The sequence below is a fragment of the Streptomyces sp. NPDC058457 genome, from assembly GCF_042720695.1.
Classification (GTDB): Bacteria; Actinomycetota; Actinomycetes; order Streptomycetales; family Streptomycetaceae; genus Streptomyces.
On sequence record NZ_JBHXLU010000029.1, the window covers coordinates 88564 to 111966 of the forward strand.

The 23403-nt window shown below is 70.6% G+C and carries 18 protein-coding genes; 9 read left to right on the forward strand and 9 right to left on the reverse strand.

Going from position 1 to position 23403, the window contains the following annotated elements; all coding sequences use genetic code 11:
* Nucleotides 1–88: 88 nt before the first annotated feature.
* The 4 genes from ACFWPS_RS23530 (at nt 89) to ACFWPS_RS23545 (ending at nt 3932) form a co-directional block, all read left to right on the forward strand.
* Nucleotides 89–679, forward strand: a complete 591-nt coding sequence (locus ACFWPS_RS23530) for a DUF3090 domain-containing protein (RefSeq protein WP_383708110.1) — start codon at nt 89–91, stop codon at nt 677–679.
* Nucleotides 643–1458: an SCO1664 family protein gene (locus ACFWPS_RS23535; RefSeq protein ID WP_383708111.1), complete on the forward strand. Its 816-nt coding sequence runs from the start codon at nt 643–645 to the stop codon at nt 1456–1458. The genes ACFWPS_RS23530 and ACFWPS_RS23535 overlap by 37 nt, the downstream gene beginning before the upstream one ends.
* A 92-nt stretch (nt 1459–1550) precedes the next feature.
* Nucleotides 1551–2780, forward strand: coding sequence for a cysteine--1-D-myo-inosityl 2-amino-2-deoxy-alpha-D-glucopyranoside ligase (mshC, locus tag ACFWPS_RS23540; RefSeq protein ID WP_383708112.1), 1230 nt, complete (start codon nt 1551–1553; stop codon nt 2778–2780).
* A gap of 216 nt (nt 2781–2996) precedes the next feature.
* On the forward strand, nt 2997–3932 hold the full coding sequence (locus tag ACFWPS_RS23545; RefSeq protein ID WP_383708113.1) for an SMP-30/gluconolactonase/LRE family protein: 936 nt from the start codon (nt 2997–2999) through the stop codon (nt 3930–3932).
* Nucleotides 3933–3986: 54 nt separating this feature from the next.
* Here the strand turns inward: ACFWPS_RS23545 and ACFWPS_RS23550 are convergent, their stop codons facing one another.
* The 6 genes from ACFWPS_RS23550 to ACFWPS_RS23575 all read right to left on the reverse strand — a co-directional run bounded on the left by ACFWPS_RS23550 (nt 3987) and on the right by ACFWPS_RS23575 (nt 11295).
* Nucleotides 3987–5015 carry a PAC2 family protein gene (locus ACFWPS_RS23550; protein ID WP_383708114.1) on the reverse strand — a complete coding sequence of 343 codons (1029 nt, stop codon included), beginning with the start codon at nt 5013–5015 and terminating at the stop codon, nt 3987–3989.
* Between the two features lie 153 nt (nt 5016–5168).
* Entirely contained in the window at nt 5169–5840 is a 672-nt protein-coding gene (locus ACFWPS_RS23555; protein ID WP_089103061.1) for a FadR/GntR family transcriptional regulator, read from the reverse strand.
* Between the two features lie 246 nt (nt 5841–6086).
* A complete protein-coding gene (locus ACFWPS_RS23560) occupies nt 6087–7703 on the reverse strand; it encodes an FAD-dependent oxidoreductase (protein WP_383708115.1) in 1617 nt (538 codons plus the stop codon).
* 53 nt (nt 7704–7756) lie between these two features.
* Nucleotides 7757–9295 (reverse strand): glycerol kinase GlpK, encoded by a 1539-nt coding sequence (gene glpK / locus ACFWPS_RS23565; RefSeq protein WP_383708116.1) that lies wholly within the window; start codon nt 9293–9295, stop codon nt 7757–7759.
* A gap of 66 nt (nt 9296–9361) precedes the next feature.
* Entirely contained in the window at nt 9362–10156 is a 795-nt protein-coding gene (locus ACFWPS_RS23570; RefSeq protein WP_301650728.1) for an MIP/aquaporin family protein, read from the reverse strand.
* Between the two features lie 374 nt (nt 10157–10530).
* On the reverse strand, nt 10531–11295 hold the full coding sequence (locus ACFWPS_RS23575; RefSeq protein ID WP_383708126.1) for an IclR family transcriptional regulator: 765 nt from the start codon (nt 11293–11295) through the stop codon (nt 10531–10533).
* Between the two features lie 360 nt (nt 11296–11655).
* Between ACFWPS_RS23575 and metH the strand changes: the two genes are divergently transcribed.
* The 3 genes from metH (at nt 11656) to ACFWPS_RS23590 (ending at nt 18041) form a co-directional block, all read left to right on the forward strand.
* Complete coding sequence (gene metH, locus ACFWPS_RS23580) at nt 11656–15171, forward strand: methionine synthase (protein WP_383708117.1); 3516 nt, start codon at nt 11656–11658, stop codon at nt 15169–15171.
* 128 nt (nt 15172–15299) lie between these two features.
* The gene (locus ACFWPS_RS23585; RefSeq protein WP_383708118.1) at nt 15300–15995 is read left to right on the forward strand and encodes an HAD family hydrolase; all 696 of its coding nucleotides are present in this window, start codon (nt 15300–15302) and stop codon (nt 15993–15995) included.
* A gap of 441 nt (nt 15996–16436) precedes the next feature.
* Complete coding sequence (locus tag ACFWPS_RS23590) at nt 16437–18041, forward strand: ABC transporter substrate-binding protein (RefSeq protein ID WP_383708119.1); 1605 nt, start codon at nt 16437–16439, stop codon at nt 18039–18041.
* A gap of 72 nt (nt 18042–18113) precedes the next feature.
* On the opposite strand, the gene ACFWPS_RS23595 is transcribed toward ACFWPS_RS23590, so the two are convergent.
* Entirely contained in the window at nt 18114–18785 is a 672-nt protein-coding gene (locus ACFWPS_RS23595; protein WP_030608351.1) for a response regulator transcription factor, read from the reverse strand.
* Between the two features lie 15 nt (nt 18786–18800).
* Nucleotides 18801–19742, reverse strand: coding sequence for a RecB family exonuclease (locus ACFWPS_RS23600; RefSeq protein ID WP_383708120.1), 942 nt, complete (start codon nt 19740–19742; stop codon nt 18801–18803).
* Between the two features lie 140 nt (nt 19743–19882).
* Between ACFWPS_RS23600 and ACFWPS_RS23605 the strand changes: the two genes are divergently transcribed.
* Nucleotides 19883–21568 (forward strand): site-2 protease family protein, encoded by a 1686-nt coding sequence (locus ACFWPS_RS23605; RefSeq protein ID WP_383708121.1) that lies wholly within the window; start codon nt 19883–19885, stop codon nt 21566–21568.
* Nucleotides 21569–21590: 22 nt separating this feature from the next.
* Here the strand turns inward: ACFWPS_RS23605 and ACFWPS_RS23610 are convergent, their stop codons facing one another.
* On the reverse strand, nt 21591–22040 hold the full coding sequence (locus ACFWPS_RS23610; RefSeq protein ID WP_383708122.1) for a hypothetical protein: 450 nt from the start codon (nt 22038–22040) through the stop codon (nt 21591–21593).
* A gap of 341 nt (nt 22041–22381) precedes the next feature.
* Here ACFWPS_RS23610 and ACFWPS_RS23615 point away from each other — a divergent pair, with 341 nt between their 5' ends.
* Complete coding sequence (locus ACFWPS_RS23615) at nt 22382–23284, forward strand: tRNA (adenine-N1)-methyltransferase (protein ID WP_089103073.1); 903 nt, start codon at nt 22382–22384, stop codon at nt 23282–23284.
* Nucleotides 23285–23403 lie beyond the last annotated feature (119 nt).

The window sequence follows — 23403 nt, forward strand, 5'->3', positions numbered from 1 at the left end:
TAGGGTGAAGCGATCCACGTAAGCGACCCCCGGTCGCGTCGTCGCCCTCCCGAAACCCACGCACTCTCGATTCCCATGGAGACAGGACGTGTCCCGTCAGGTGTTCCTCTACGATCCGCCGGACCGCTTCGTCGCGGGCACGGTGGGACTGCCCGGACGCCGTACGTTCTTCCTCCAGGCCACGGCCGGCCCCCGGACGACCAGCGTGGCCCTGGAGAAGACCCAGGTCGCCGCACTCGCCGAACGCATGGACGAACTCCTCGACGAGGTCGTGCGCCGCAGCGGCGGCAACGCCTCCGTCCCCGCCGTCACACCTGCCGAGATCAGCGACAGCGCCCCCCTTGACACCCCCATCGAGGAGGAGTTCCGCGTCGGCACCATGGCGCTCGCCTGGGACGGCGAGGAAGAGCGCATGATCGTCGAGGCCCAGGCCCTGGTGGAGCTGGACGCCGACTCCGAGGAGGACCTCGCCGAGGCCGAGGAACGGCTCCTGCAGGACGAGGAGAACGGGCCCCCGATGCTGCGGGTCCGGCTGACCGGCGCGCAGGCCAGGGCCTTCTGCAAGCGCGCCCTCGACGTCGTCAACGCCGGGCGGCCGCCGTGCCCGCTGTGCAGCCTCCCGCTCGACCCGGAAGGACACGTATGTCCGCGCCAGAACGGATACCGCCGCGGAGCGTGACCGCCGCCGAGCTGCTCGCCCACGGTGAGCTGAAGGTACGCGGCCGCATCCGCGACGCCTCCAACGCGGCGCTGTTCTGCACGGTCGCGCACGACGGCACGGAGGCGTCCTGCGTCTACAAGCCGGTCGCCGGGGAGCGCCCGCTGTGGGACTTCCCCGACGGCACCCTCGCGCAGCGCGAGGTGGCCGCCTACGAGGTCGCCGCGGCCACCGGCTGGGACCTGGTCCCGCCCACCGTGCTGCGCGACGGGCCGTACGGCGAGGGCATGGTCCAGCTGTGGATCGACGTCGATCCCGAAGGCGGCGAGCTGCTCGCCCTGGTGGACGCGGAGGAGCCCGAGCCCGGCTGGAAGGCCGTCGGCTTCGCCGAGGTCGGCGAGGGCAGGACCGCGCTGCTGGTGCACGCCGACGACGAACGGCTGCGTCGGCTCGCCGTCCTCGACGCCGTCATCAACAACGCCGACCGCAAGGGCGGCCATCTGCTGCCCACCGCCGACGGCCGGCTCTACGGCATCGACCACGGCGTCACCTTCAACGTCGACAACAAGCTGCGCACCCTGCTGTGGGGCTGGGCGGGGGAGGACCTGACCGGTGAGGCCGTCGAGGTCCTCACGGGGCTGCGCGAGGCCCTCGGCGGGCCGCTGGGGACCCGGCTGGCCGAACTGATCACCGCGGCCGAGCTGGACGCCACACGCGCGCGTGTCGAGACATTGCTCACCGCAGGCAGGCACCCGGAACCGAGCGGCGAGTGGCCGGCCATCCCCTGGCCGCCCGTATAGCGCCCACCAGCACATTCCGGGTCCGAGATCAAGAGCGCCTTCCCGGCCGTCCGGTTCGTATACCGAACTCGGGTCCGGTTACGCTCATGTACATGCATGCCTGGCCCGCTTCCGAGGTCCCCGCCCTGCCTGGTCAGGGCCGCGACCTGAGGATCCACGACACCGCGACCGGCGGTCTGGTCACCCTTGACCCCGGTCCCGTCGCCCGTATCTATGTCTGCGGCATCACGCCGTACGACGCGACCCACATGGGGCACGCGGCGACCTACAACGCGTTCGACCTGGTTCAGCGCGTGTGGCTCGACACCAAGCGGCAGGTGCACTACGTCCAGAACGTGACGGACGTCGACGACCCGCTCCTGGAGCGCGCGGAGCGCGACGGCGTCGACTGGGTCGCCCTCGCCGAGAAGGAGACGACCCTCTTCCGCGAGGACATGACCGCGCTCAGGATGCTGCCGCCGCGGCACTACATAGGCGCGGTCGAGGCCATACCCGGCATCGTGCCGCTGGTCGAGCGGCTGCGCGAGCTCGGTGCGGCCTACGAACTCGAAGGCGACGTCTACTTCTCCGTCGAGTCCGACCCCCACTTCGGCGAGGTCTCGAACCTCGACGCGGCCGCGATGCGGCTGCTGTCCGCCGAGCGCGGCGGCGACCCCGACCGCCCCGGCAAGAAGAACCCCCTCGACCCGATGCTGTGGATGGCCGCCCGTGAGGGCGAACCGAGCTGGGACGGCGGCTCCCTCGGCCGCGGCCGTCCCGGCTGGCACATCGAGTGCGTGGCGATCGCCCTCGATCACCTCGGCATGACCTTCGACGTCCAGGGCGGCGGCTCCGACCTGGCCTTCCCGCACCACGAGATGGGCGCCTCGCACGCCCAGGTGCTCACCGGCGAGTTCCCGATGGCCAAGGCGTACGTCCACGCCGGCATGGTGGCCCTCGACGGCGAGAAGATGTCCAAGTCCAAGGGCAACCTGGTCTTCGTCTCCCGGCTCCGCCAGGACGGCGTCGACCCGGCCGCCATCCGCCTCGCCCTGCTGTCCCACCACTACCGCGCCGACTGGGAGTGGACCGACCAGGTACTCCGGGACGCCCAGGAACGCCTCGGCCGCTGGCGCGCGGCGGTCTCCCGCCCGGACGGCCCGCCCGCCGAGTCCGTGGTGGAGGAGATCCGCGAGGCCCTGTCCAACGACCTGGACGCCCCGGCGGCACTGGCTGCGGTGGACCGCTGGGCAGCCGTACAGGAGGAACAGGGCGGCACGGACACAGGTGCACCGGGTGTCGTGTCGCGAGCCGTGGACGCCTTGCTGGGCGTCGCCCTTTAGAGAGACGCCGACCCCCGCGCCCCGTCAGGGGCGCGGGGAACTGCGCGCTCAGCCCCCACCGGCGCAGGGTTGGTACTCGACGCGCACCCCCCAACTGTCGAAACCCTGTCGATCCCCCAACGCGAGTGTGCTCAATGTGACCCATGTGGTGGGCTATTACGGTCAGTTGACCGAACAGACCGGCCAACTGCCGGTCCCCCATGCGGAAGGCACCCCGTGGCCCACCCCTTAAGCCGACGCCGACTGCTCACCCTCGGCACGGCAACCTTCGGCGCCCTGACCCTCGGCCCCCACGCGCAGGCGGCGGCGCCCACCTCCCTCGCCCTCCCCGCCGGCTGGCAGCCCGAGGGCATCACCATCGGCGCCGGCCCCTACGCCTACCTCGGCTCCCTCGCCGACGGCTCCCTCTACCGCGCCGACCTGCGCACCGGCACCGGCAAGGTGATCTCGACCGGCCCCGGCACCCCCGCCGTCGGCCTCAAACTCGACCCCCGCGGACGGCTGTTCGTGGCCGCGCGCAGCTTCGGTGCCCGCGTGGTCGACGCCCGCAGCGGCGAGACCCTCGCCTCCTACAGCCTCGCCACCGCCACCCCGAGCTTCGCCAACGACGTCGTGCTGACCCCGCGCGCCGCCTGGTTCACGGAGTCGTACCAGCCGGTGCTCTACGGCCTCCCGCTCGGCCGCAACGGCGAACTCCCGGCCGCCGGGGACGTCGTACGGCTGCCGCTGACCGGCGACTGGGTCCAGTCGACCGACGGTGCCATCAACGCCAACGGCATCGCCCGCACCCCCGACGGCTCCGCACTCCTCGTCGTCCAGGCCGGTGTCGGCCTGCTGCACCGCGTCGACCCGGCCACCGGGATCACCGAGTCCGTCGACCTCGGCGACGCGGCGCCGCTCACCAACGGCGACGGCCTGCTGGTCCGCGGCCGCACGCTGTACGCCGTACAGAACCGGCAGAACGCCGTCGACGTCTTCCGGCTGGCCGCGGACGGCCGCAGCGGTGTCTTCCAGCGCCGGATCACCGACCCGGCCTTCGACGTCCCGACCACCGTCGCCGCGTACGGCGGCCGGCTCTACCTGCCCAACGCGCGTTTCACGACCACGCCGACGTCCGAGACGCCGTACTCCGTCACCGTGGTCGGCGCCTGACGCCGAAAACCGGAAAAAAGGGGGGACGGTACGCACCACGCGTACCGTCCCTGTTCAGTCCTCGGAGGTGTCTTCGCCGTCCGGGCCCGGGTCCCCGGAGTCGCCGGTGTCCCCGGAATTCTCCGTGGTCCCGGGCGTGTCGGGCTTCGGCGGCCGTGGCGGCCGGGTCCGGCCGCTGGGGTTGTCCCGGAGGTACGACGCGCTGTCGCTGCCGTCCGCCGTGGCATGACCGCCGGGCGGGCTCCCGTCCCGGCGCCGCAGATAGCGCTCGAACTCACGCGCGATCGCCTCGCCCGACGCCTCCGGCAGCTCGGCGGTGTCCCGGGCCTCCTCCAGCGTCTGCACGTACTCGGCGACCTCGCTGTCCTCCGCGGCCAGCTGGTCCACCCCGACCTGCCAGGCGCGGGCGTCCTCGGGCAGCTCGCCCAGCGGGATCCGCAGGTCGAGCAGGTCCTCGAGGCGGTTGAGCAGGGCCAGCGTGGCCTTCGGGTTGGGCGGCTGCGAGACGTAGTGCGGGACCGCCGCCCACAGCGAGACCGCCGGGACGCCCGCGTGCGTGCACGCCTCCTGGAGGACGCCGACGATGCCCGTCGGGCCCTCGTACTTGGTCTCCTCCAGGTCCATCCGCTGGGCCAGGTCCGGGTCGGACGTCACCCCGCTGACCGGCACCGGACGCGTGTGCGGGGTGTCACCGAGCAGCGCGCCCAGGACGACCACCAGCTCGACACCCAGCTCGTGGGCGAAACCGAGCAGCTCGTTGCAGAACGAGCGCCAGCGCATGGACGGCTCGATGCCTCTGACCAGCACCAGGTCGCGCGGCTTCTCGCCGCCGACCCGGACCACCGACAGCCGTGTCGTCGGCCAGGTGATCTTGCGCACGCCGGCGTCCATCCACACCGTGGGGCGGTTCACCTGGAAGTCGTAGTAGTCCTCGGCGTCGAGCGCCGCGAACACCTCGCCCTTCCACTCCCGCTCCAGATGCGCGACCGCGGTGGAGGCGGCGTCGCCGGCGTCGTTCCAGCCTTCGAACGCGGCCACCATGACTGGGTCGATCAGCTCTGGAACCCCCTCCAGCTCGATCACCCAGCGCCTCCTTCCGACGTGCCCTCGCGTACGCCCCAACCTTACGGCGTGAGGCGGGGGCGCCCGCAGCCCCCTTGCACGGGGGAGTGAACGGATCACTGCCCCGTTCGCCACCTTCGAACACCCTCGGTTCCAGGGAGCCGGTGAAGCGCTTCACAGGCTGCTGCGCAGCCACTGCTCCACGCTCGCGATGTGCACGGTCGCCCAGGAGCGGGCCGCCTCCGCGTCCCGGTCGCGCAGTGCGGCCAGGATCGCCCGGTGCTCCCGCAGGGTCCGGGCGACCGCGTCCTCCTGGGTCAGACCGCGCCAGATCCGGGCCCTGGTGGTCGGCCCGGACAGCCCGTCAAGCAGCGAGCACAGCACCGAGTTCCCCGAGCTCTGCACGATGCCCCGGTGGAACTCCAGGTCGCAGGCGACCAGCTCCTCCACCGAGGGCGCGGTGCCGAGAGCGTCCAACTGGGCGGCCAGAGCGTCCAGTTGCTGCTCGCTGATCCGGGAGGCGGCCATCGCGGTGGCGGCCGGCTCCAGGATCCGGCGCACCGCCAGGAACTCCAGGACCGTGTCGTCGCGGTGGAAGTCGACGACGAAGCTCATCGCCTCAAGAAGCAACTGCGGATCGAGACTCGTGACATACGTGCCGTCGCCCTGCCGGACGTCCAGGATGCGGATCAGCGACAGGGCCCGCACCGCCTCCCGCAACGAGTTGCGGGACAGGCCCAGTTCGGCGGCGAGCTCGCTCTCCTTGGGCAACCGGTCGCCGGGGCGCAGCGCACCGGAGACGATCATGTCCTTGATCTTCTCGATCGCCTCGTCGGTGACTGCCATACCGGCCTCCCTGTCGCTCAGACATCCGATGTCTCAGCCCCATTATGCGGCCTGGTCAGGCTGTGTCAGCCGGGCGGCCCGCCGGTCACCGGAAGGGCCTGTCGTCCTGCTCGGGGATGGGAAAGGGGCGGCTCCCCAGGGGATGGGAGCCGCCCCTCTGTCGCCCGCCCCCGGTACGGCGGGGGCGGGTCTTCAGCGGTTGCCGGGACGGTCAGGGGAGGACCCGGCAACCGCCTGTTCCTCGGGTCACTTCTTGTCGAGCAGGTCCTGGACCTTGGCCCTGACGTCGTCGGTGGCCAGACCGCGGATCGTCAGGGTGGTGCGGCGGCGCAGCACGTCGTCCGTGGTCTCGGCCCACTCGTGGTCGCGGGCCCAGACGACCTGCGCCCAGATCTCCGGGGCGTCCGGGTGGACGCGCTCGGCGAGCAGCGGGTCCTCGTTGGCGATCCGGGCGATGTCGAAGGCCAGCGAACCGTAGTGGGTGGCCAGGTGCTTGGCCGTGTCGGCGGCCATCCGCGGGCCGGGGGCCGGGCTGTCCACCAGCAGGCGGTGGGCGACCGCACGGGGGTTGGCGACGCCGGGCAGCGGCAGCTTCTTCGGCAGCGAGGCGATCGGCTCGAAGTCGTCGCCGAGCGGGTGGCCCGGCAGCGCCTCCAGCTTCTCCATCACGGTGCGGCCGATGTGCCGGAAGGTGGTCCACTTGCCGCCCGCGACGGACAGCATGCCGCCCCTGCCCTCGGTGACCACGGTCTCGCGCTTGGCCTTCGCGGTGCTGCCGGGGCCGCCCGGCAGCACCCGCAGGCCGGCGAAGGAGTAGGTGATCAGGTCGCGCTGGAGCTGCTGGTCCCGGACGGAGAACGCGGCCTCGTCCAGGATCTGGGCTATGTCCTTCTCGGTGACGGAGACGTCCGCCGGGTCGCCCTCGTACTCCTCGTCGGTGGTGCCGAGCAGCAGCATGTCCTCCCAGGGGAGGGCGAAGGTGATCCGGTACTTGTCGATGGGGGTGGCGAGCGCGGCCTTCCACGGCGAGGTGCGCTTCAGGACCAGGTGCGCACCCTTGGAGAGGCGGATGGAGGGGGCCGCGTTCGGGTCCTCCATCCGGCGCAGGTGGTCGACCCAGGGGCCGGTCGCGTTGAGGACCAGGCGGGCGTTGACGCCGAACTCCTCGCCGGAGACCGCGTCCTTCAGGTCGGCGCCGGTCACCCGGCCCCGGGTGAAGCGCAGGCCGGTGACCTGGGCGTGGTTGAGGACGACCGCGCCCGACTCGACGGCCGCGCGGACCGTCATCAGCGCCATGCGCGCGTCGTTCATCTGGTCGTCGCCGTACACCGCGACGGCCTTGAGGTTCTCGGTGCGCAGCTCCGGCACGTCCCGCTGGGCCCGCGCGGGCGAGAGCAGGTGGCCGACGCCGTCACCGAACGCGGAGAGCGCGGAGTAGGCGAAGACGCCCGCACCGAGCTTCGCCGCGCCGTGCGGACCGCCCTTGTACACGGGGAGGTAGAACGTGAGCGGGTTCGCCAGGTGGGGGGCCACCTGGCGGGAGACCGCACGGCGCTCGAAGTGGTTCTCCGCCACCAGCTTCACCGCGCCGGTCTGCAGGTAGCGCAGACCGCCGTGGAGAAGCTTGGAGGAGGCGGAGGAGGTGGCGCCGGCGAAGTCGCCGGCGTCGACCAGTGCCACCCGCAGCCCGGACTGCGCGGCGTGCCAGGCGGTGGAGATGCCCAGGATGCCGCCGCCGATCACGAGAAGGTCGTACGACGCCTTGGAGAGCTGCTCCCTGGTCTCGGCGCGGCTCGGAAGCGAGCCGGAGGCCGGGTGCGTCCCCAGGGCAGGTACGGACTGCAGGGTGGACTGACTGGTCATGTGGGGTTCTTACTCCTCGTCAGAGCTCGATCGTGAGAGCGTGCGCGCTCTCGTCAGCTCTCGTCGTCGATCCAGCCCATGGTCCGGTCGACGGCCTTGAGCCAGTTCTTGTACTCACGGTCGCGGGTCTCCGCGTCCATGCGGGGGGTCCACTCGGCGGCCCGGCGCCAGTTGGCGCGCAGTTCGTCGGTGCCGGCCCAGAAGCCGACGGCCAGGCCGGCGGCGTAGGCCGCGCCGAGGCAGGTGGTCTCGGCGACCATCGGGCGCACCACGGGTGCGTCGAGGACGTCGGCGAGCTGCTGCATCAGCAGGTTGTTGGCGGTCATGCCACCGTCGACCTTGAGGGCCACCAGCTCGTCGCCGGAGTCCTTCACCATGGCGTCCGCGATCTCGCGGGTCTGCCAGGCGGTGGCCTCCAGGACGGCGCGGGCCAGGTGCGCCTTGGTGACGTACCGGGTCAGGCCGGCGATGACACCGCGGGCGTCGGAGCGCCAGTGCGGGGCGAACAGGCCGGAGAAGGCCGGCACGAAGTAGGCGCCGCCGTTGTCCTCGACCGAGAGCGCGAGCGTCTCGATCTCGGCGGCGGTGGAGATCAGGCCCATCTGGTCGCGCATCCACTGCACCAGCGAACCGGTGACGGCGATCGAGCCCTCCAGCGCGTACACGGTCGGCTGGTCGCCGATCTTGTAGCCGACCGTGGTCAGCAGGCCCGCGTAGGAGTTGATGACCTTGTCACCGGTGTTCATCACCATGAAGGTGCCGGTGCCGTAGGTGGACTTGACCTCACCCTCGGCGAAGCAGCACTGGCCGAACAGGGCCGCCTGCTGGTCGCCGAGCGCGGACGCCACCGGGATGCCGCCGAGCAGGTCCCCCAGCTTGCCGCCGGTGACCTCGCCGTAGACCTCCGCGGAGGAACGGATCTCGGGCAGGATCTGCAGCGGCACGCCGATCGACTCGGCGATCTTGTCGTCCCACTGCATGGTGTGCAGGTTCATGAGCAGGGTGCGGGAGGCGTTGGTGACGTCGGTGACGTGCTTGCCGCCGTTGACACCGCCGGTCAGGTTCCAGATGACCCAGGTGTCCATGGTGCCGAAGAGGATGTCGCCCGCCTCGGCGCGCTCCTTGAGGCCGTCGACGTTGTCGAGCAGCCAGCGGGCCTTGGGGCCGGCGAAGTAGGAGGCCAGCGGGAGGCCGGTCTCGCGGCGGAAGCGGTCCTGGCCGACGTTGCGGCCGAGCTCCTTGCAGAGGGCGTCGGTGCGGGTGTCCTGCCAGACGATGGCGTTGTGGACGGGCTCACCGGTGTTCTTGTCCCACAGCACGGTGGTCTCGCGCTGGTTGGTGATACCGATGGCCTTGATGTCGTCGCGGGTGATGCCGGCCTTCTGGATGGCCCCGGCGACGACTTCCTGGACGTTGGTCCAGATCTCGTTGGCGTTGTGCTCGACCCAGCCCGGCTTCGGGAAGATCTGCTCGTGCTCCTTCTGGTCGACCGAGACGATACGGCCGTCCTTGTCGAAGACGATGCAGCGGCTGGAGGTCGTGCCCTGGTCGATCGCGGCGATGAAGGGGCCTGCGGTGTGAGCGTCGGTCACTGTGTGCTCCTCAAAGATCCGTGGTGTGTGGCGGTACGTCTGCTGCTTCGGCGAAGCCTGCCTGCTCTAAGCGAAGGCGACGTTGTAGATGCCTGCGGCTATGGCTCCGCCGATCAGCGGGCCGACCACCGGGATCCAGGCGTAGCTCCAGTCGGAACCACCCTTGTTGGGCAGGGGGAGGAGCGCGTGCACGATGCGCGGGCCGAGGTCACGGGCCGGGTTGATGGCGTAGCCCGTCGGGCCGCCGAGCGAGAGACCGATGGAGACGACCACCAGCGCGGTGATCAGGCCGCCCAGCACGCCGAGGCCGTTGCCCTTGTCGTTGAGGCCCTGGGTGAGGACCGCGAGGATCAGCACGACGGTGCCGATGATCTCCGTGGCGAGGTTCTGCACCGCGTTCCGGATCTCCGGACCCGTGGAGAAGATGCCGAGGACCGGGCCGGCCCCCTTCTCCTGCGCCTCGACGGCCTTGGCCGTGGTGGCCTGCGCGCCCGGACCGCCGACGATCTCCTTGTCGGTGAGGTGGGCGTGGAACTGGCCGTAGTAGGCGACCCACACCAGAGCCGCGCCGATCATCGCGCCGAGCAGCTGTCCGGCGAAGTAGACCGGGACGTTGCTCCAGTCGCTGTTCTTGATGGCCAGGGCGACGGTGACGGCCGGGTTGAGGTGGGCACCGGACAGCGGTCCGGAGATGTAGACGGCCGTCAGGACGGCGAAGCCCCAACCGAAGGCGATGGCGAGCCAGCCGGCGTTGCGGGCCTTGGAGGCCTTGAGGGTCACGGCGGCGCAGACGCCGCCGCCGAGCAGGATGAGTATGGCGGTACCGATGGTCTCGCCGATGAAGATGTCGGAGCTGGACACCCGCGACTCCTTTGTCCTTCGTCCAGGGAAGCCGAACCCCGAGTCCCTTCGGGGTGTTGGCGCCCTCGGGGGTGAGAGCGATGCCGGCCTTTGGCGTTGTCACACTCTAGCGCGTATTGCCGGTAGGTGTTCGACAATGCCGACCGATGGACGGGAGTCTTGCTCCGGCGTTACGCGTGCGTCAAGAGTTCTGTTATCGAAAGCGCGATCGTTATTGATTGCTGTGGGTTATCGATGAGTCGGGTCGTCCGCCGGGTGTCCTTCGATAACTCCACTGATCTGCATATTTGCCCTGTTATGTCCATCTCAGGGTACGACTGAGGCCGGTCCGCCGACATGCGGACCGGCCTCGGTCGTCGATCAGGGGTGCGCGGTCAGAACCGGCCCGCGCCCAGGTCCCGCGAGACCGCGCGGGCGCAGTCCCGCACCGCCGCTATCAGGTCGGGCCGCAACTCCCCGTCCTTGCAGAGCCGCTCCACCGCACCCGTGATGCCCACCGCGCCCACCGGCATCCGGCGGCGGTCGTGGATCGGGGCCGCGACCGAGGCCACGCCCTCCCAGGTCTCCTCCACGTCCGCCGCGTACCCGCGCGCACGCGTGATGTCGAGGATGTGCTCGAAGGCGTCCAGGTCGCAGGTGGTGCGGTCCGTGAAGGGTTTGCGGTCGGCCTCCAGGGCCTCGCTGTGCGCCACCGGGTCGTAGGCCGACAGCACCTTGCCGAGGGCCGTGGAGTGCAGCGGCTGCATGGCGCCGATCTCCAGCACCTGCCGGCTGTCGTCGGGCCGGAAGACGTGGTGCACGATCAGCACGCCCTGCTGGTGGAACACGCCCAGGTAGACGCTCTCCCCGCTGGAGCGGGCCAGGTCGTCCGTCCACACGAGCGCCCGCGCCCGCAGCTCGTGGATGTCGAGGTAGGTGGTGCCGAGCCGGAGCAGCTCGGCACCCAGCTGGTAGCGCCCCGAGATCTCGTCCTGCTCGACGAATCCCTCCTGCTGGAGGGTGCGCAGTATGCCGTGGGCGGTGCCCTTGGCGAGGCCCAATGACGAGGCGATGTCCGACAGGCCGAGCCGTCGCTCGCCGCCCGCGAGCAGCCGCAGCATCGCGGCCGCCCGTTCGAGCGACTGGATGTTCCGTGCCATCGCCGTTCTGCCTCCGTCCCCTGTGACCTTCACCGTCACGACGCCGTAACCGTCGTTCGGCATTGCCGAACACTACCGGTCCATGCCGACTCCCCGCTAATGGTCGGTCGACATCCGTTACTTCACGCGCGGCCCGCGCTTGGGCATCCGGCCATACTCGTCCGCCCCGCACCATGACCGGTCAGCGGCCGAAACGCCATGGCCGGCGTCATACTGCCCGCCCGCCGGGTCACTCGTCCGCCACATGGACGCCCTGCCCATCCAAGCCCACTCCCGGTTACGCTGGCGCCGTGCGTCCATGCCCCGGCCCGCCCGGGGAAACCGCATAGCCGACAGCCGTCGCATCCAAGGGAGCCCTTCATGGCCTCGTTGCCGCCGTCCCCTTCCGCCGACAGCCGGACCCGTGTGTCCGCGCTCCGGGAGGCGCTCGCCACACGTGTGGTGGTCGCCGACGGAGCCATGGGCACCATGCTCCAGGCGCAGGATCCCACCCTGGAGGACTTCGAGAATCTCGAGGGCTGCAACGAGATCCTCAACGTCACCCGCCCCGACATCGTGCGCTCCGTCCACGAGGCGTACTTCGACGCCGGTGTGGACTGTGTGGAGACCAACACCTTCGGGGCCAACTACGCGGCGATGGCCGAGTACGACATTCCCGAGCGGGTCTTCGAACTGTCCGAGGCGGGCGCCCGCATCGCCCGGGAGACCGCCGACGGCTATCTCGCCCGTGACGGCCGCCAGCGCTGGGTCCTGGGCTCCATCGGCCCCGGCACCAAGCTGCCCACCCTCGGCCACGTCGGGTACACCACGATCCGTGACGCCTTCCAGCAGAACGCCGAGGGCCTGATCGCGGGCGGCGCGGACGCGCTGATCGTGGAGACCACCCAGGACCTCCTGCAGACCAAGGCGGCCGTGATCGGCGCCCACCGCGCCCGCGAGATCGCGGGACTGGACGTCCCGGTCATCGTCTCCGTCACCGTGGAGACCACCGGCACCATGCTGCTGGGCTCCGAGATCGGTGCCGCGCTCACCGCGCTGGAGCCGCTCGGCATCGACATGATCGGCATGAACTGCGCCACGGGCCCCGCCGAGATGAGCGAGCACCTGCGCTACCTCTCCCGGCACTCCCGGATCGCGCTGTCCTGCATGCCGAACGCGGGCCTGCCCGTCCTCGGCAAGGACGGCGCGAGCTACCCGCTCACCCCCGCGGAGCTGGCCGACGCCCACGAGACCTTCGTCCGCGACTACGGCCTCTCCCTCATCGGCGGCTGCTGCGGCACCACCCCCGAGCATCTGCGCCAGGTCGTCGAGCGGGTGCACGGCGTGCGGCCGCCCGAGCGCAGCCCGCGCCCCGAGCCCGGCGCCGCCTCCCTCTACCAGACCGTGCCGTTCCGTCAGGACACCTCGTACCTGGCCATCGGCGAGCGCACCAACGCCAACGGTTCGAAGAAGTTCCGCGAGGCCATGCTGGCGGCCCGCTGGGACGACTGTGTGGAGATGGCCCGCGAGCAGATCCGCGAGGGCGCCCACATGCTGGACCTCTGCGTGGACTACGTCGGCCGGGACGGCGTCGCCGACATGGAGGAGCTGGCCGGCCGGTTCGCCACCGCCTCCACCCTGCCGATCGTCCTCGACTCCACCGAGGTGGACGTCATCCAGGCCGGTCTGGAGAAGCTCGGCGGGCGCGCGGTCATCAACTCCGTCAACTACGAGGACGGCGACGGCCCCGAGTCCCGCTTCGCGAAGGTCACCCAGCTCGCCCGCGAGCACGGCGCCGCGCTGATCGCGCTGACCATCGACGAGGAGGGGCAGGCCCGCACCCCCCAGAAGAAGGTCGAGATCGCCGAACGGCTGATCGACGACCTCACCGGGAACTGGGGCATCCACGAGTCGGACATCCTCATCGACACCCTGACCTTCACCATCTGCACCGGTCAGGAGGAGTCCCGGGGAGACGGCATCGCCACCATCGAGGCGATCCGCGAACTCAAGCGCCGCCACCCGGACGTCCAGACCACCCTCGGCCTGTCCAACATCTCCTTCGGCCTCAACCCGGCCGCCCGCATCCTGCTCAACTCCGTCTTCCTCGACGAGTGCGTCAAGGCGGGCCTGGACTCGGCGATCGTGCACGCCTCGAAGATCCTGCCGATCGCCCGCTTCAGCGAGGAAGAGGTACAGACCGCCCTCGACCTCGTCCACGACCGCCGCACCGAGGGCTACGACCCGCTCCAGAAGCTCATGCAGCTCTTCGAGGGCGCCACCGCCAAGTCCCTGAAGGCCGGCCGGGCCGAGGAACTGGCCGCGCTCCCGCTGGAGGAGCGCCTCAAGCGGCGCATCATCGACGGCGAGAAGAACGGCCTGGAGGCCGACCTCGACGCGGCGCTGGAAGACCGCCCGGCCCTCGACATCGTCAACGAGACCCTGTTGGACGGCATGAAGGTCGTCGGCGAGCTGTTCGGCTCCGGCCAGATGCAGCTGCCGTTCGTCCTGCAGTCCGCCGAGGTGATGAAGACCGCCGTCGCCCATCTCGAACCGCACATGGAGAAGTCCGACGCGGAGGGCAAGGGCACCATCGTCCTTGCCACCGTGCGCGGCGACGTCCACGACATCGGCAAGAACCTCGTCGACATCATCCTGTCCAACAACGGCTACAACGTCGTCAACCTCGGCATCAAGCAGCCCGTCTCCGCGATCCTGGAGGCCGCCGACGAGCACCGGGCCGACGTCATCGGCATGTCCGGCCTGCTGGTCAAGTCCACGGTGATCATGAAGGAGAACCTGGAGGAGCTCAACCAGCGCGGACTTGCGGCCACCTACCCGGTCATCCTCGGCGGCGCCGCCCTCACCCGCGCCTACGTCGAGCAGGACCTGTACGAGCTCTACGGGGGCGAGGTCCGCTACGCCCGCGACGCCTTCGAGGGCCTGCGCCTGATGGACGCGCTCATCGGCGTCAAGCGCGGGGTGCCCGGCGCCAGCCTCCCGGAGCTGAAGCAGCGCCGGGTCCGGCCCACCGCCGCCGTCGAGGTCGAGGAGCGGCCCGAGGAGGGCCATGTCCGCTCCGACGTCGCCGTCGACAACCCGGTGCCCACCCCGCCGTTCTGGGAGACCCGCGTCATCAAGGGCATCCAGCTCAAGGAGTACGCGAGCTGGCTCGACGAGGGCGCCCTCTTCAAGGGCCAGTGGGGCCTCAAGCAGGCCCGCACCGGTGAGGGACCGTCGTACGAGGAACTCGTCGAGACCGAGGGCCGCCCCCGGCTGCGCGGCCTCCTGGACCAGCTCCAGACGGAGAACCTGCTGGAAGCCGCCGTGGTCTACGGCTACTTCCCCTGTGTCTCCAAGGACGACGACCTGATCATCCTGGACGAACAGGGCAACGAGCGCACCCGGTTCACCTTCCCCCGCCAGCGCCGCGGCCGCCGGCTGTGTCTCGCCGACTTCTTCCGCCCGGAGGAGTCGGGCCAGACGGACGTGGTCGGGCTCCAGGTCGTCACCGTCGGCTCCCGCATCGGCGAGCAGACCGCCCGGCTCTTCGAGTCCAACTCCTACCGCGACTACCTCGAACTGCACGGTCTCTCCGTCCAGCTGGCCGAGGCCCTCGCCGAGTACTGGCACGCACGCGTGCGCTCCGAACTCGGCTTCGCCGGTGAGGACCCCAGCGACATCGAAGACATGTTCGCCCTGAAGTACCGGGGTGCCCGCTTCTCCCTCGGCTACGGCGCCTGCCCCAACCTGGAGGACCGCGCCAAGATCGCCGAACTGCTCCGTCCCGAGCGCATCGGCGTCCATCTGTCCGAGGAGTTCCAGCTGCACCCCGAGCAGTCCACGGACGCGATCGTGATCCACCACCCGGAGGCGAAGTACTTCAACGCACGCTGAGCGGTACGCCGGCACCGAGACGTGTCCCACAGAGCACACTGATCGGATAAGTCGTACACTGGTCGGTCCACAGCAGGCCGGTTCCCCGCGCGGGAACCGGCCTGGTCGTCCCTCAAGGAGGTACGTGGATGACCAGCACGGTCCCCGCGCTCGGAACCCGTACGGCCGAAGGCTCCGCCCTCCAGGCGGTGCTCCTCGACATGGACGGCACCCTGGTGGACACCGAGGGCTTCTGGTGGGACGTCGAGGTCGAGATCTTCGCCCGCCTCGGCCACGCCCTCGACGAGTCCTGGCGCCATGTCGTGGTCGGCGGCCCCATGACCCGCAGCGCCGGGTTCCTCATCGAGGCCACCGGCGCCGCCATCACGCTCGCCGAGCTCAGCGTGCTGCTCAACGACGGCTTCGAGGAGCGCATCGGCGCCGCCCTGCCGCTGATGCCGGGCGCACAGCGGCTGCTGGCCGAGCTCTACGAGCAGCAGATTCCCACCGCCCTGGTCTCCGCCTCGCACCGGCGCATCATCGACCGGGTCCTGACCTCGCTGGGCCCCCGGCACTTCACCCTGTCCGTCGCCGGCGACGAGGTCTCGCGCACCAAGCCGTACCCGGACCCGTATCTGCTCGCCGCCGCCGGGCTGGGGGTGGATCCGGCCAGGTGCGCGGTCGTCGAGGACACCGCGACCGGCGTCGCCGCCGCCGAGGCCGCCGGCTGCCAGGTGGTCGCCGTCCCGTCGGTCGCGCCGATCGCCCCGGCCGAGCGGCGGACCGTCGTGACCTCCCTGGAGGAGGTCGACCTGGCTTTTCTGCGCGGCCTGATGGCGGTCTGATGACGGAAATGCGTCAGCCGTTCACCCAGCGTGCAAAGTCCATTGGTCGAAATCCCGGCACCGGTCATTCAACAGAATTCGCAACTGTTCAACCGGCTGAATTCCGATACCCCATCACAGAAATGCGCGTGTGACGTTCCCCACGCGGCACGCAGCTCGACAACGTTGCCTGATTGTGCAGCCCACCCCCGTTCGGGGGGAAACGGGGCGACCTTGTGTCCCGATTGGGGAGAGGCTGCACTAATCCTGCCGCTGTCGGGTTTTCGGTCTGTCCGCATCCGGTTCCCCTGCGTGATGGGACCTCAACTCACGCCGCTGCCAACCCTCCTGCGGGCGCGGACTAATCTCGTCGCGAGAACATCGCCGTAACCCCCGTGATCCGCTTCGACACCCCATGTATGCGGGATACACGGACACGAACAGCTCTGGAGAACTTCGAGCATGAACCGCAAGACTTTGGTGCTGCCGGCCGTTGTCGGCCTGCTCACTCCCGTGCTCGCCGCGTGCGGTGGATCCGGCAGCGGGAGCAGCAGTAGCGACGCGATCGTCGTGGGCACCACTGACCAGTTCACCGCCACGAAGGACGCTCCGGCGCCGGTCGACCCCGCGTACTCCTACGACGTTGGCGGCTGGAACATCCTGCGCCAGACGGTGCAGACCCTGATGTCCCAGCCCAAGGGCGAGGGCGACCCGGTCCCCGACGCGGCCGAGAGCTGCTCCTTCACCGACAGCGGCAGCGAGCGCTACGCCTGCAAGCTGCGTGAGGGCCTGAAGTTCTCCGACGGCAACGCCGTCACCGCCGCGGACGTCAAGTGGTCCATCGAGCGCGCCCTGCGCATCAAGTCCGACAGTGGTGTCTACGGCCTTCTCACGAACATCGACACCATCGAGACCCAGGGCGACCGCGAGGTCATCTTCCACCTCAAGACCGCCGACGCCACCTTCCCGTACAAGCTGTCCACTCCGGTCGCGGGCCTCGTGAACCCGAAGGACTACGAGAAGGACAAGCTCCGCGACGGCTTCTCCATCGACGGCTCCGGCCCCTACACCTTCAAGGCCGACGTCAAGAACGACGCGATCGTCTCCGCCACCTTCACCAAGAACCCGAACTACAAGGGCAGCTTGAAGGTGAACAACGAGCAGGTCGTCATGCGCTCGTACAAGGACGCCGACGCCATGGGCGAGGCGATCGACAAGGGCGACATCGACGTCATGACCCGCACCATGTCGCCGTCCCAGATCAAGAAGCTCGACGCCGGCGACGACTCCAACGTCGACCTCGTCGAGATGTCCGGTCTGGAGATCCGCTACCTCGGCTTCAACACCGACGCGCCGAGCGTCAAGTCCAAGGCCGTCCGCCAGGCCATGGCCCAGGTCATCAACCGTGACGAACTCGTCGCCAAGGTGTACGGCACCCAGGCCCAGCCGCTGTACTCGCTGGTCCCGGCCTCCATCACCGGCCACTCCAACTCGTTCTTCAACAAGTACGGCGACCCCAGCGTCTCCAAGGCCAAGAGCCTGCTGACCGCGGCGAACATCACCACCCCGGTGAAGCTCACCCTGCACTACACGACCGACCACTACGGTCCGGCCACCAAGCAGGAGTTCGAGGTCCTCAAGCAGCAGCTCAACGACAGCGGCCTGTTCGACGTCAGCATCGAGGGCACTGCCTGGTCGTCCTACCAGACCAACGAGCGCAAGGGCGACTACGACGTCTACGGCATGGGCTGGTTCCCCGACTTCCCGGACGCCGACAACTTCCTCGCGCCGTTCCTCGACAAGGACAACTTCCTCAAGTCGCCGTACGTCAACAACCGGATCATCAACACCCTGATCCCGGAGTCCCGCCGGGAGGCCGACCGGGCCAGCGCCTCCAGCAGCCTCACCGAGATCCAGAACGACGTCGCCGACGACGTCCCGGTGCTGCCGCTGTGGCAGGGCAAGCAGTACGTCGCCGCCCGCGACGACATCACGGGCGTCGCCTACGCCCTCAACTCCTCGGCCAGCCTCCAGCTGTGGGAGCTCGGCCGCGGCTCCAGCAGCTGACGTCCGGTCGGTCATACGACAGGAAGGGGCCCCTCTCCACGGAGAGGGGCCCCTTCCTGCCTACCCGCGTCCTTACTGCGCGCCGGGGCGCACCAGGCCGCTCTCGTACGCGTACACCGCAGCCTGCACCCGGTCCCGCAGCCCGAGCTTGGTCAGCACATGCCCCACATGGGTCTTCACGGTCGTCTCGCTGACGAACAGGTCGGCGGCGATCTCCGCGTTCGACAGCCCCCGCGCGACCAGCTTCAGCACCTCCACCTCACGGTCGGTGAGGGTGTGCAGAGTGTCCGGCACCGGCTCCTCGCCGGACGGCAGATGCGTCGCGTACTTGTCCAGCAGGCGGCGCGTGATGCTCGGCGCCAGCATCGCCTCGCCGTTCGCCACCACCCGGATCGCCTGCACCAGCTCGTTGGCCGGGGCGTCCTTCAGCAGGAAGCCGCTGGCGCCCGCGCGCAGCGCCTCCACCACGTACTCGTCGAGATCGAACGTGGTCAGCACCAGCACCTTCGCCGGGCCGTCCCGGCCGGGACCGGTGATCTGCCGGGTCGCCTCCACGCCGTCCATCCGCGGCATCCGGATGTCCATCAGCACGACATCGGGCTGGAGGGCGCGCACCTGGTCGAGGGCCTGCAGGCCGTCTCCGGCCTCGCCCACGACCGCGATGTCCTGCTCGGCCTCCAGAATCATCCGGAACCCGGTTCGCAGCAGCGGCTGGTCGTCGACCAGTAGGACGCGGATGGCCACGGTGAGTCTCCTTCGCTAGTCCGCGCCCATTCTGCCCTGCGGGAGGTCCTCGGACTCCGCCGGCCTCACCGGCAGCGGGTACGGCGGGGGAGTGCCGCCGAACTCGGGGCAGTGCGCCTGGTGGTCGCACCAGCCGCACAGCTTCGTCGGCCGCGGCCGCCACTCGCCCGACTCCGTCGCCTGCCGGATCGCCTCCCACAGCGCGAGCAGCTTGCGCTCCACCCGCTGGAGATCGGCGAGTACCGGGTCGTACGTCAGCACGTCACCGCTGCCGAGATAGACCAGCTGCAGCCGCCTCGGCACCACGTTCTTCAGCCGCCACACCACCAGGGCGTAGAACTTCATCTGGAACAGCGCGCCCTCGGCGTACTCCGGCCTCGGCGCCTTGCCCGTCTTGTAGTCGACGATCCGCACCTCGCCCGTCGGCGCCACGTCGACCCGGTCGATGATCCCGCGCAGCCGCAGCCCCGACTCCAGCTCGGTCTCCACGAACAGCTCCCGCTCCACGGGCTCCAGCCGGACCGGATCCTCCAGCGTGAACCAGCGCTCGACGAGCTGCTCCGCCTCGCCCAGCCAGCGCGCCAGTCGCTCGCCCTCCGGATCCTCCGCGAACAGCTCCCCGAGCTCCGGCCGGGACTCCCGCAGCCGGTCCCACTGCCCCGGGATCAGCGACTTGGCCCGCGGCGCCGTCCGCTCGGTCGCCGGCGCGTCGAAGAGCCGTTCAAGGACCGCGTGCACCAGGGTTCCCCGGGTCGCCGCCTCGCTCGGCTTCTCCGGGAGCCGGTCGATCACCCGGAACCGGTACAGCAGCGGACACTGCATGAAGTCACTGGCCCGCGAGGGCGACAGGGAGGCAGGCGGCCGGGCCGTCGGCCCCTCCGCCGCCGTGACCGGCCCTTCTCCCTGTGTGACGTCCGCGCCCCGAGCCTGCGCGGCGTCCTCGATGCTGCTGTCCATGACCACAGACCATACGGCCCGCCACTGACAGTCACCCAACCCGCGCGTCGGCCCGGCCAACACAGGGGGTGCCGGGGCGAAACACGCCACGACGGCCGCATACCATCGACCAGAGACGACGCATCTAACGAGGGGACACCGTGGACGTGAGCGGCGGCAGCGGGCAGCCCCGGTCGGACAACGCCGAACCGACCGAGCACCGCGCAGGTCCTACGGCCCCGCCCACCGACGGAGGCCCGGAGCCGAGCGACGCCCGCGCCACCGACCCCACCGACCAGACCGAACCGACGCGGGAGACATCCGGCGGGGAGCCTGCGCCACGAGCCCCGGAATCTCCGGAGGCGACGGTGACGCCCCAGACGCCGGAGGCCGAGGAAACGCCGGAACCAGCGTCCGCACCGCGCACCGACGGGCCCCGGGAACCCCGCGAGACCCACCCGGAGCCGGCCGCTGGCACCCCCTCGGCCGCCCGAGCCGGTCAGGACCCGGATGCCGAACCCGAGCCGGCCGTCGGCACCCCCTCGGCCGCCGGCACCCGCCCCGAGCCCGCCGACGGTCCCGAGTCCGCCCCCGAGGCCCGCAGGGACGCGCCCGCCGGTGCACCCGGTGAAGGCGACGGCCCGGCCCGGACACAGTCCGGTATGGCCAAGGGACAGCCGCCGCAGCGGCCCAAGGAACCCGGTGGCGGGCTGCTCATGGGGCGGCCCTTCGGCGTCCCCGTGTACGTCGCCCCCAGCTGGTTCGTCGTCGCCGCCCTGATCACCTGGGTCTTCGGCGGCCAGCTCGACCGCGTGCTGCCCGAACTCGGCGCCGCCCGCTACCTCGTCTCCCTCTTCTTCGCCATCGCCTTCTACGCCTCCGTCCTGGTCCACGAACTCGCCCACACGGTCGCCGCGATCCGCTTCAAGCTCCCCGTCCGCCGCATCCAGCTCCAGTTCTTCGGCGGCGTCTCCGAGATCGAGAAGGAGGCCGAGACCCCCGGACGGGAGTTCGTGCTGGCCTTCGTCGGCCCGCTGCTCTCCCTCGTCCTGTCCGGCCTCTTCTACCTCGCCATGCAGCCCGTCGAGCCCGGCACCGTCGCCGGCGTCCTGCTGGCCGGCCTGATGGTCTCCAACCTCATCGTCGCCGCCTTCAACCTCCTGCCCGGCCTGCCCCTCGACGGCGGCCGGATGCTCCGCGCCGTCGTCTGGAAGATCACCGGCAGGCCCATGAGCGGCACCGTCGCCGCCGCCTGGGTCGGCCGCGCCCTCGCCGTCTCCGTCCTCATCGGCCTCCCGCTGCTCAACCACTGGGGCGCCTTCGGCGGCGGCACCGAGAACAGCAACGGCATGGACGCCGTCACCGACGCCCTGCTCGCCGCCATCCTCGCCGCGATCATCTGGACCGGCGCCGGCAACAGCCTGCGCATGGCCCGGCTCCGCGAACACCTCCCGGAACTGCGCGCCCGCACCCTGACCCGCCGCGCCGTCCCGGTCGAGAACGACACCCCGCTCTCCGAGGCCCTGCGCCGTGCCAACGCCGCCGGCGCCCGCGCCCTCGTCGTCGTCGACGCCGACGGCAACCCCCTCTCCCTCGTCCGCGAGGCCGCGATCGTCGGCGTACCCGAACACCGCCGCCCCTGGGTCGCCGTCAGCGGCCTCGCCCAGGACCTCACCGACGGCATGCGCGTCTCCGCGGAACTCGCGGGCGAGGACCTCCTCGACGTCCTGCGCGCCACCCCTGCCACCGAGTACCTGGTGGTCGAGGAGACCGGCGAGATCTACGGCGTCCTGTCGGCGGCGGACGTCGAACGGGCCTTCGTCAGGGCCATGGCCCGGCCCAGCTGAGAACCGCCCTCCCGGGGCGGGCTCAGCCGCTCCCGGCCACCGCCCGTGCCCGCCGCTGCCGCCGCCGGACGGCGATCAGCACCGCCGACGCGACCGCCGTGAGCGCCACGGCGACCGGGGCCACGGCCTGCCACGGGATGTGGAGCAGGAGCGCGCCGAAGGCACAGCCGAGTCCGGCGACCAGCACGATGCCCAGCAGCCGGCGCCCCAGCGGGCGCCAGGTCCAGGGTTCGGGGTCGTCCGGCCGGACCAGCCGCACCAGGCCGAACCACGCGCCCAGCGCCGCCAGGAGGGCTGCCGTCACGCCGAGCCCGGCGAACATCTGCGGCTCGTCGCGCGGTTCGTCGGCGGTGGCCTGCTCGTCGTCGTACCGGACGAGCCGCATCACGGCCCCGCGCCAGACCACGGCGTCCACCCGGTCCCCGGTCCGCAGCTGCCGCAGCACCGGTCCCGGGTCGCCGAACGCGACCACGCCGTTCCAGTACGGAGTCCGAACAGACCTCGGCCGCCCGGTACGCGCGGTACTCCTGCACGGTGGTGGGCAGCATCACGGTGAACAGGTAGAAGCAGGCGTACGCCGCGACCACGGCCCCGATCAGCAGTGCGCAGCCCGACGCCTGCGACCAGCTTCTGGCCGGTCCGTCTCCGGCCCCGTCCGCCATGATCCGCCCCTCCCCGTCCGCCGGACCGTCCGGAGGACTTCCCGTCGGCCCGTCAGGCGTCACCCGGCATGGACACCGCGACTCCACGAGGCGGTTCCAGGCCGCCTTCACCGTGGTCGGTGCCCTCCGCAAACCCCGGTAGGCTGTTCACATGTCCGAACCGACCGGTGCCGCCCGCAGGCGCGGGCCCTTCAAGGTCGGGGACCAGGTACAGCTGACCGACCCCAAGGGCCGCCACTACACGTTCACGCTCGAAGCCGGGAAGAACTTCCACACCCACAAGGGCTCCTTCCCGCACGACGAACTGATCGGCGCTCCCGAGGGCAGCGTTGTCCGCACCACCGGCAACGTCGCCTACCTCGCGCTGCGCCCCCTGCTCCCCGACTACGTCCTGTCCATGCCCCGCGGGGCAGCAGTCGTCTACCCCAAGGACGCGGGGCAGATCCTCTCCTTCGCCGACATCTTCCCGGGCGCCCGCGTCGTCGAGGCCGGCGTCGGCTCCGGCTCGCTCAGCAGCTTCCTGCTGCGTGCCATCGGCGACCAGGGCATGCTGCACAGCTACGAGCGCCGCGCGGACTTCGCCGAGATCGCCCAGCAGAACGTAGAGCGCTACTTCGGCGGCCCGCACCCGGCCTGGCAGCTCACCGTGGGCGACCTCCAGGACAACCTCTCGGACACCGACGTCGACCGTGTCATCCTCGACATGCTCGCCCCCTGGGAGTGCCTGGAGGCCGTCTCCAAGGCACTCGTCCCCGGCGGCATCCTGTGCTGCTACGTCGCCACCACCACCCAGCTCGCCCGGACCGTCGAGTCCATCCGTGAGATCGGCTGCTTCAACGAGCCGACCTCCTGGGAGACGATGATCCGCAACTGGCACGTGGAGGGCCTTGCGGTCCGCCCCGACCACCGGATGATCGGCCACACCGGCTTCCTGCTCACCGCCCGCCGCCTCGCCGACGGCGTCGAGCCGCCCATGCGCCGCCGCCGCCCCGCCAAGGGCGCCTACGGCGAGGACTACGACGGCCCCAACGCCGACGGCGGCGCCGGCCGCTGAGCCCGCCCCCGCTGCCGCGTCAACGTAAGAGCGCCGCGGCCGAGTTCCCCGGACCCCACCCGAAATCAGCCGCCGCGCTCGTGCCGTGAAGCCCCACCAGACACGCGCGCACCCCCCCG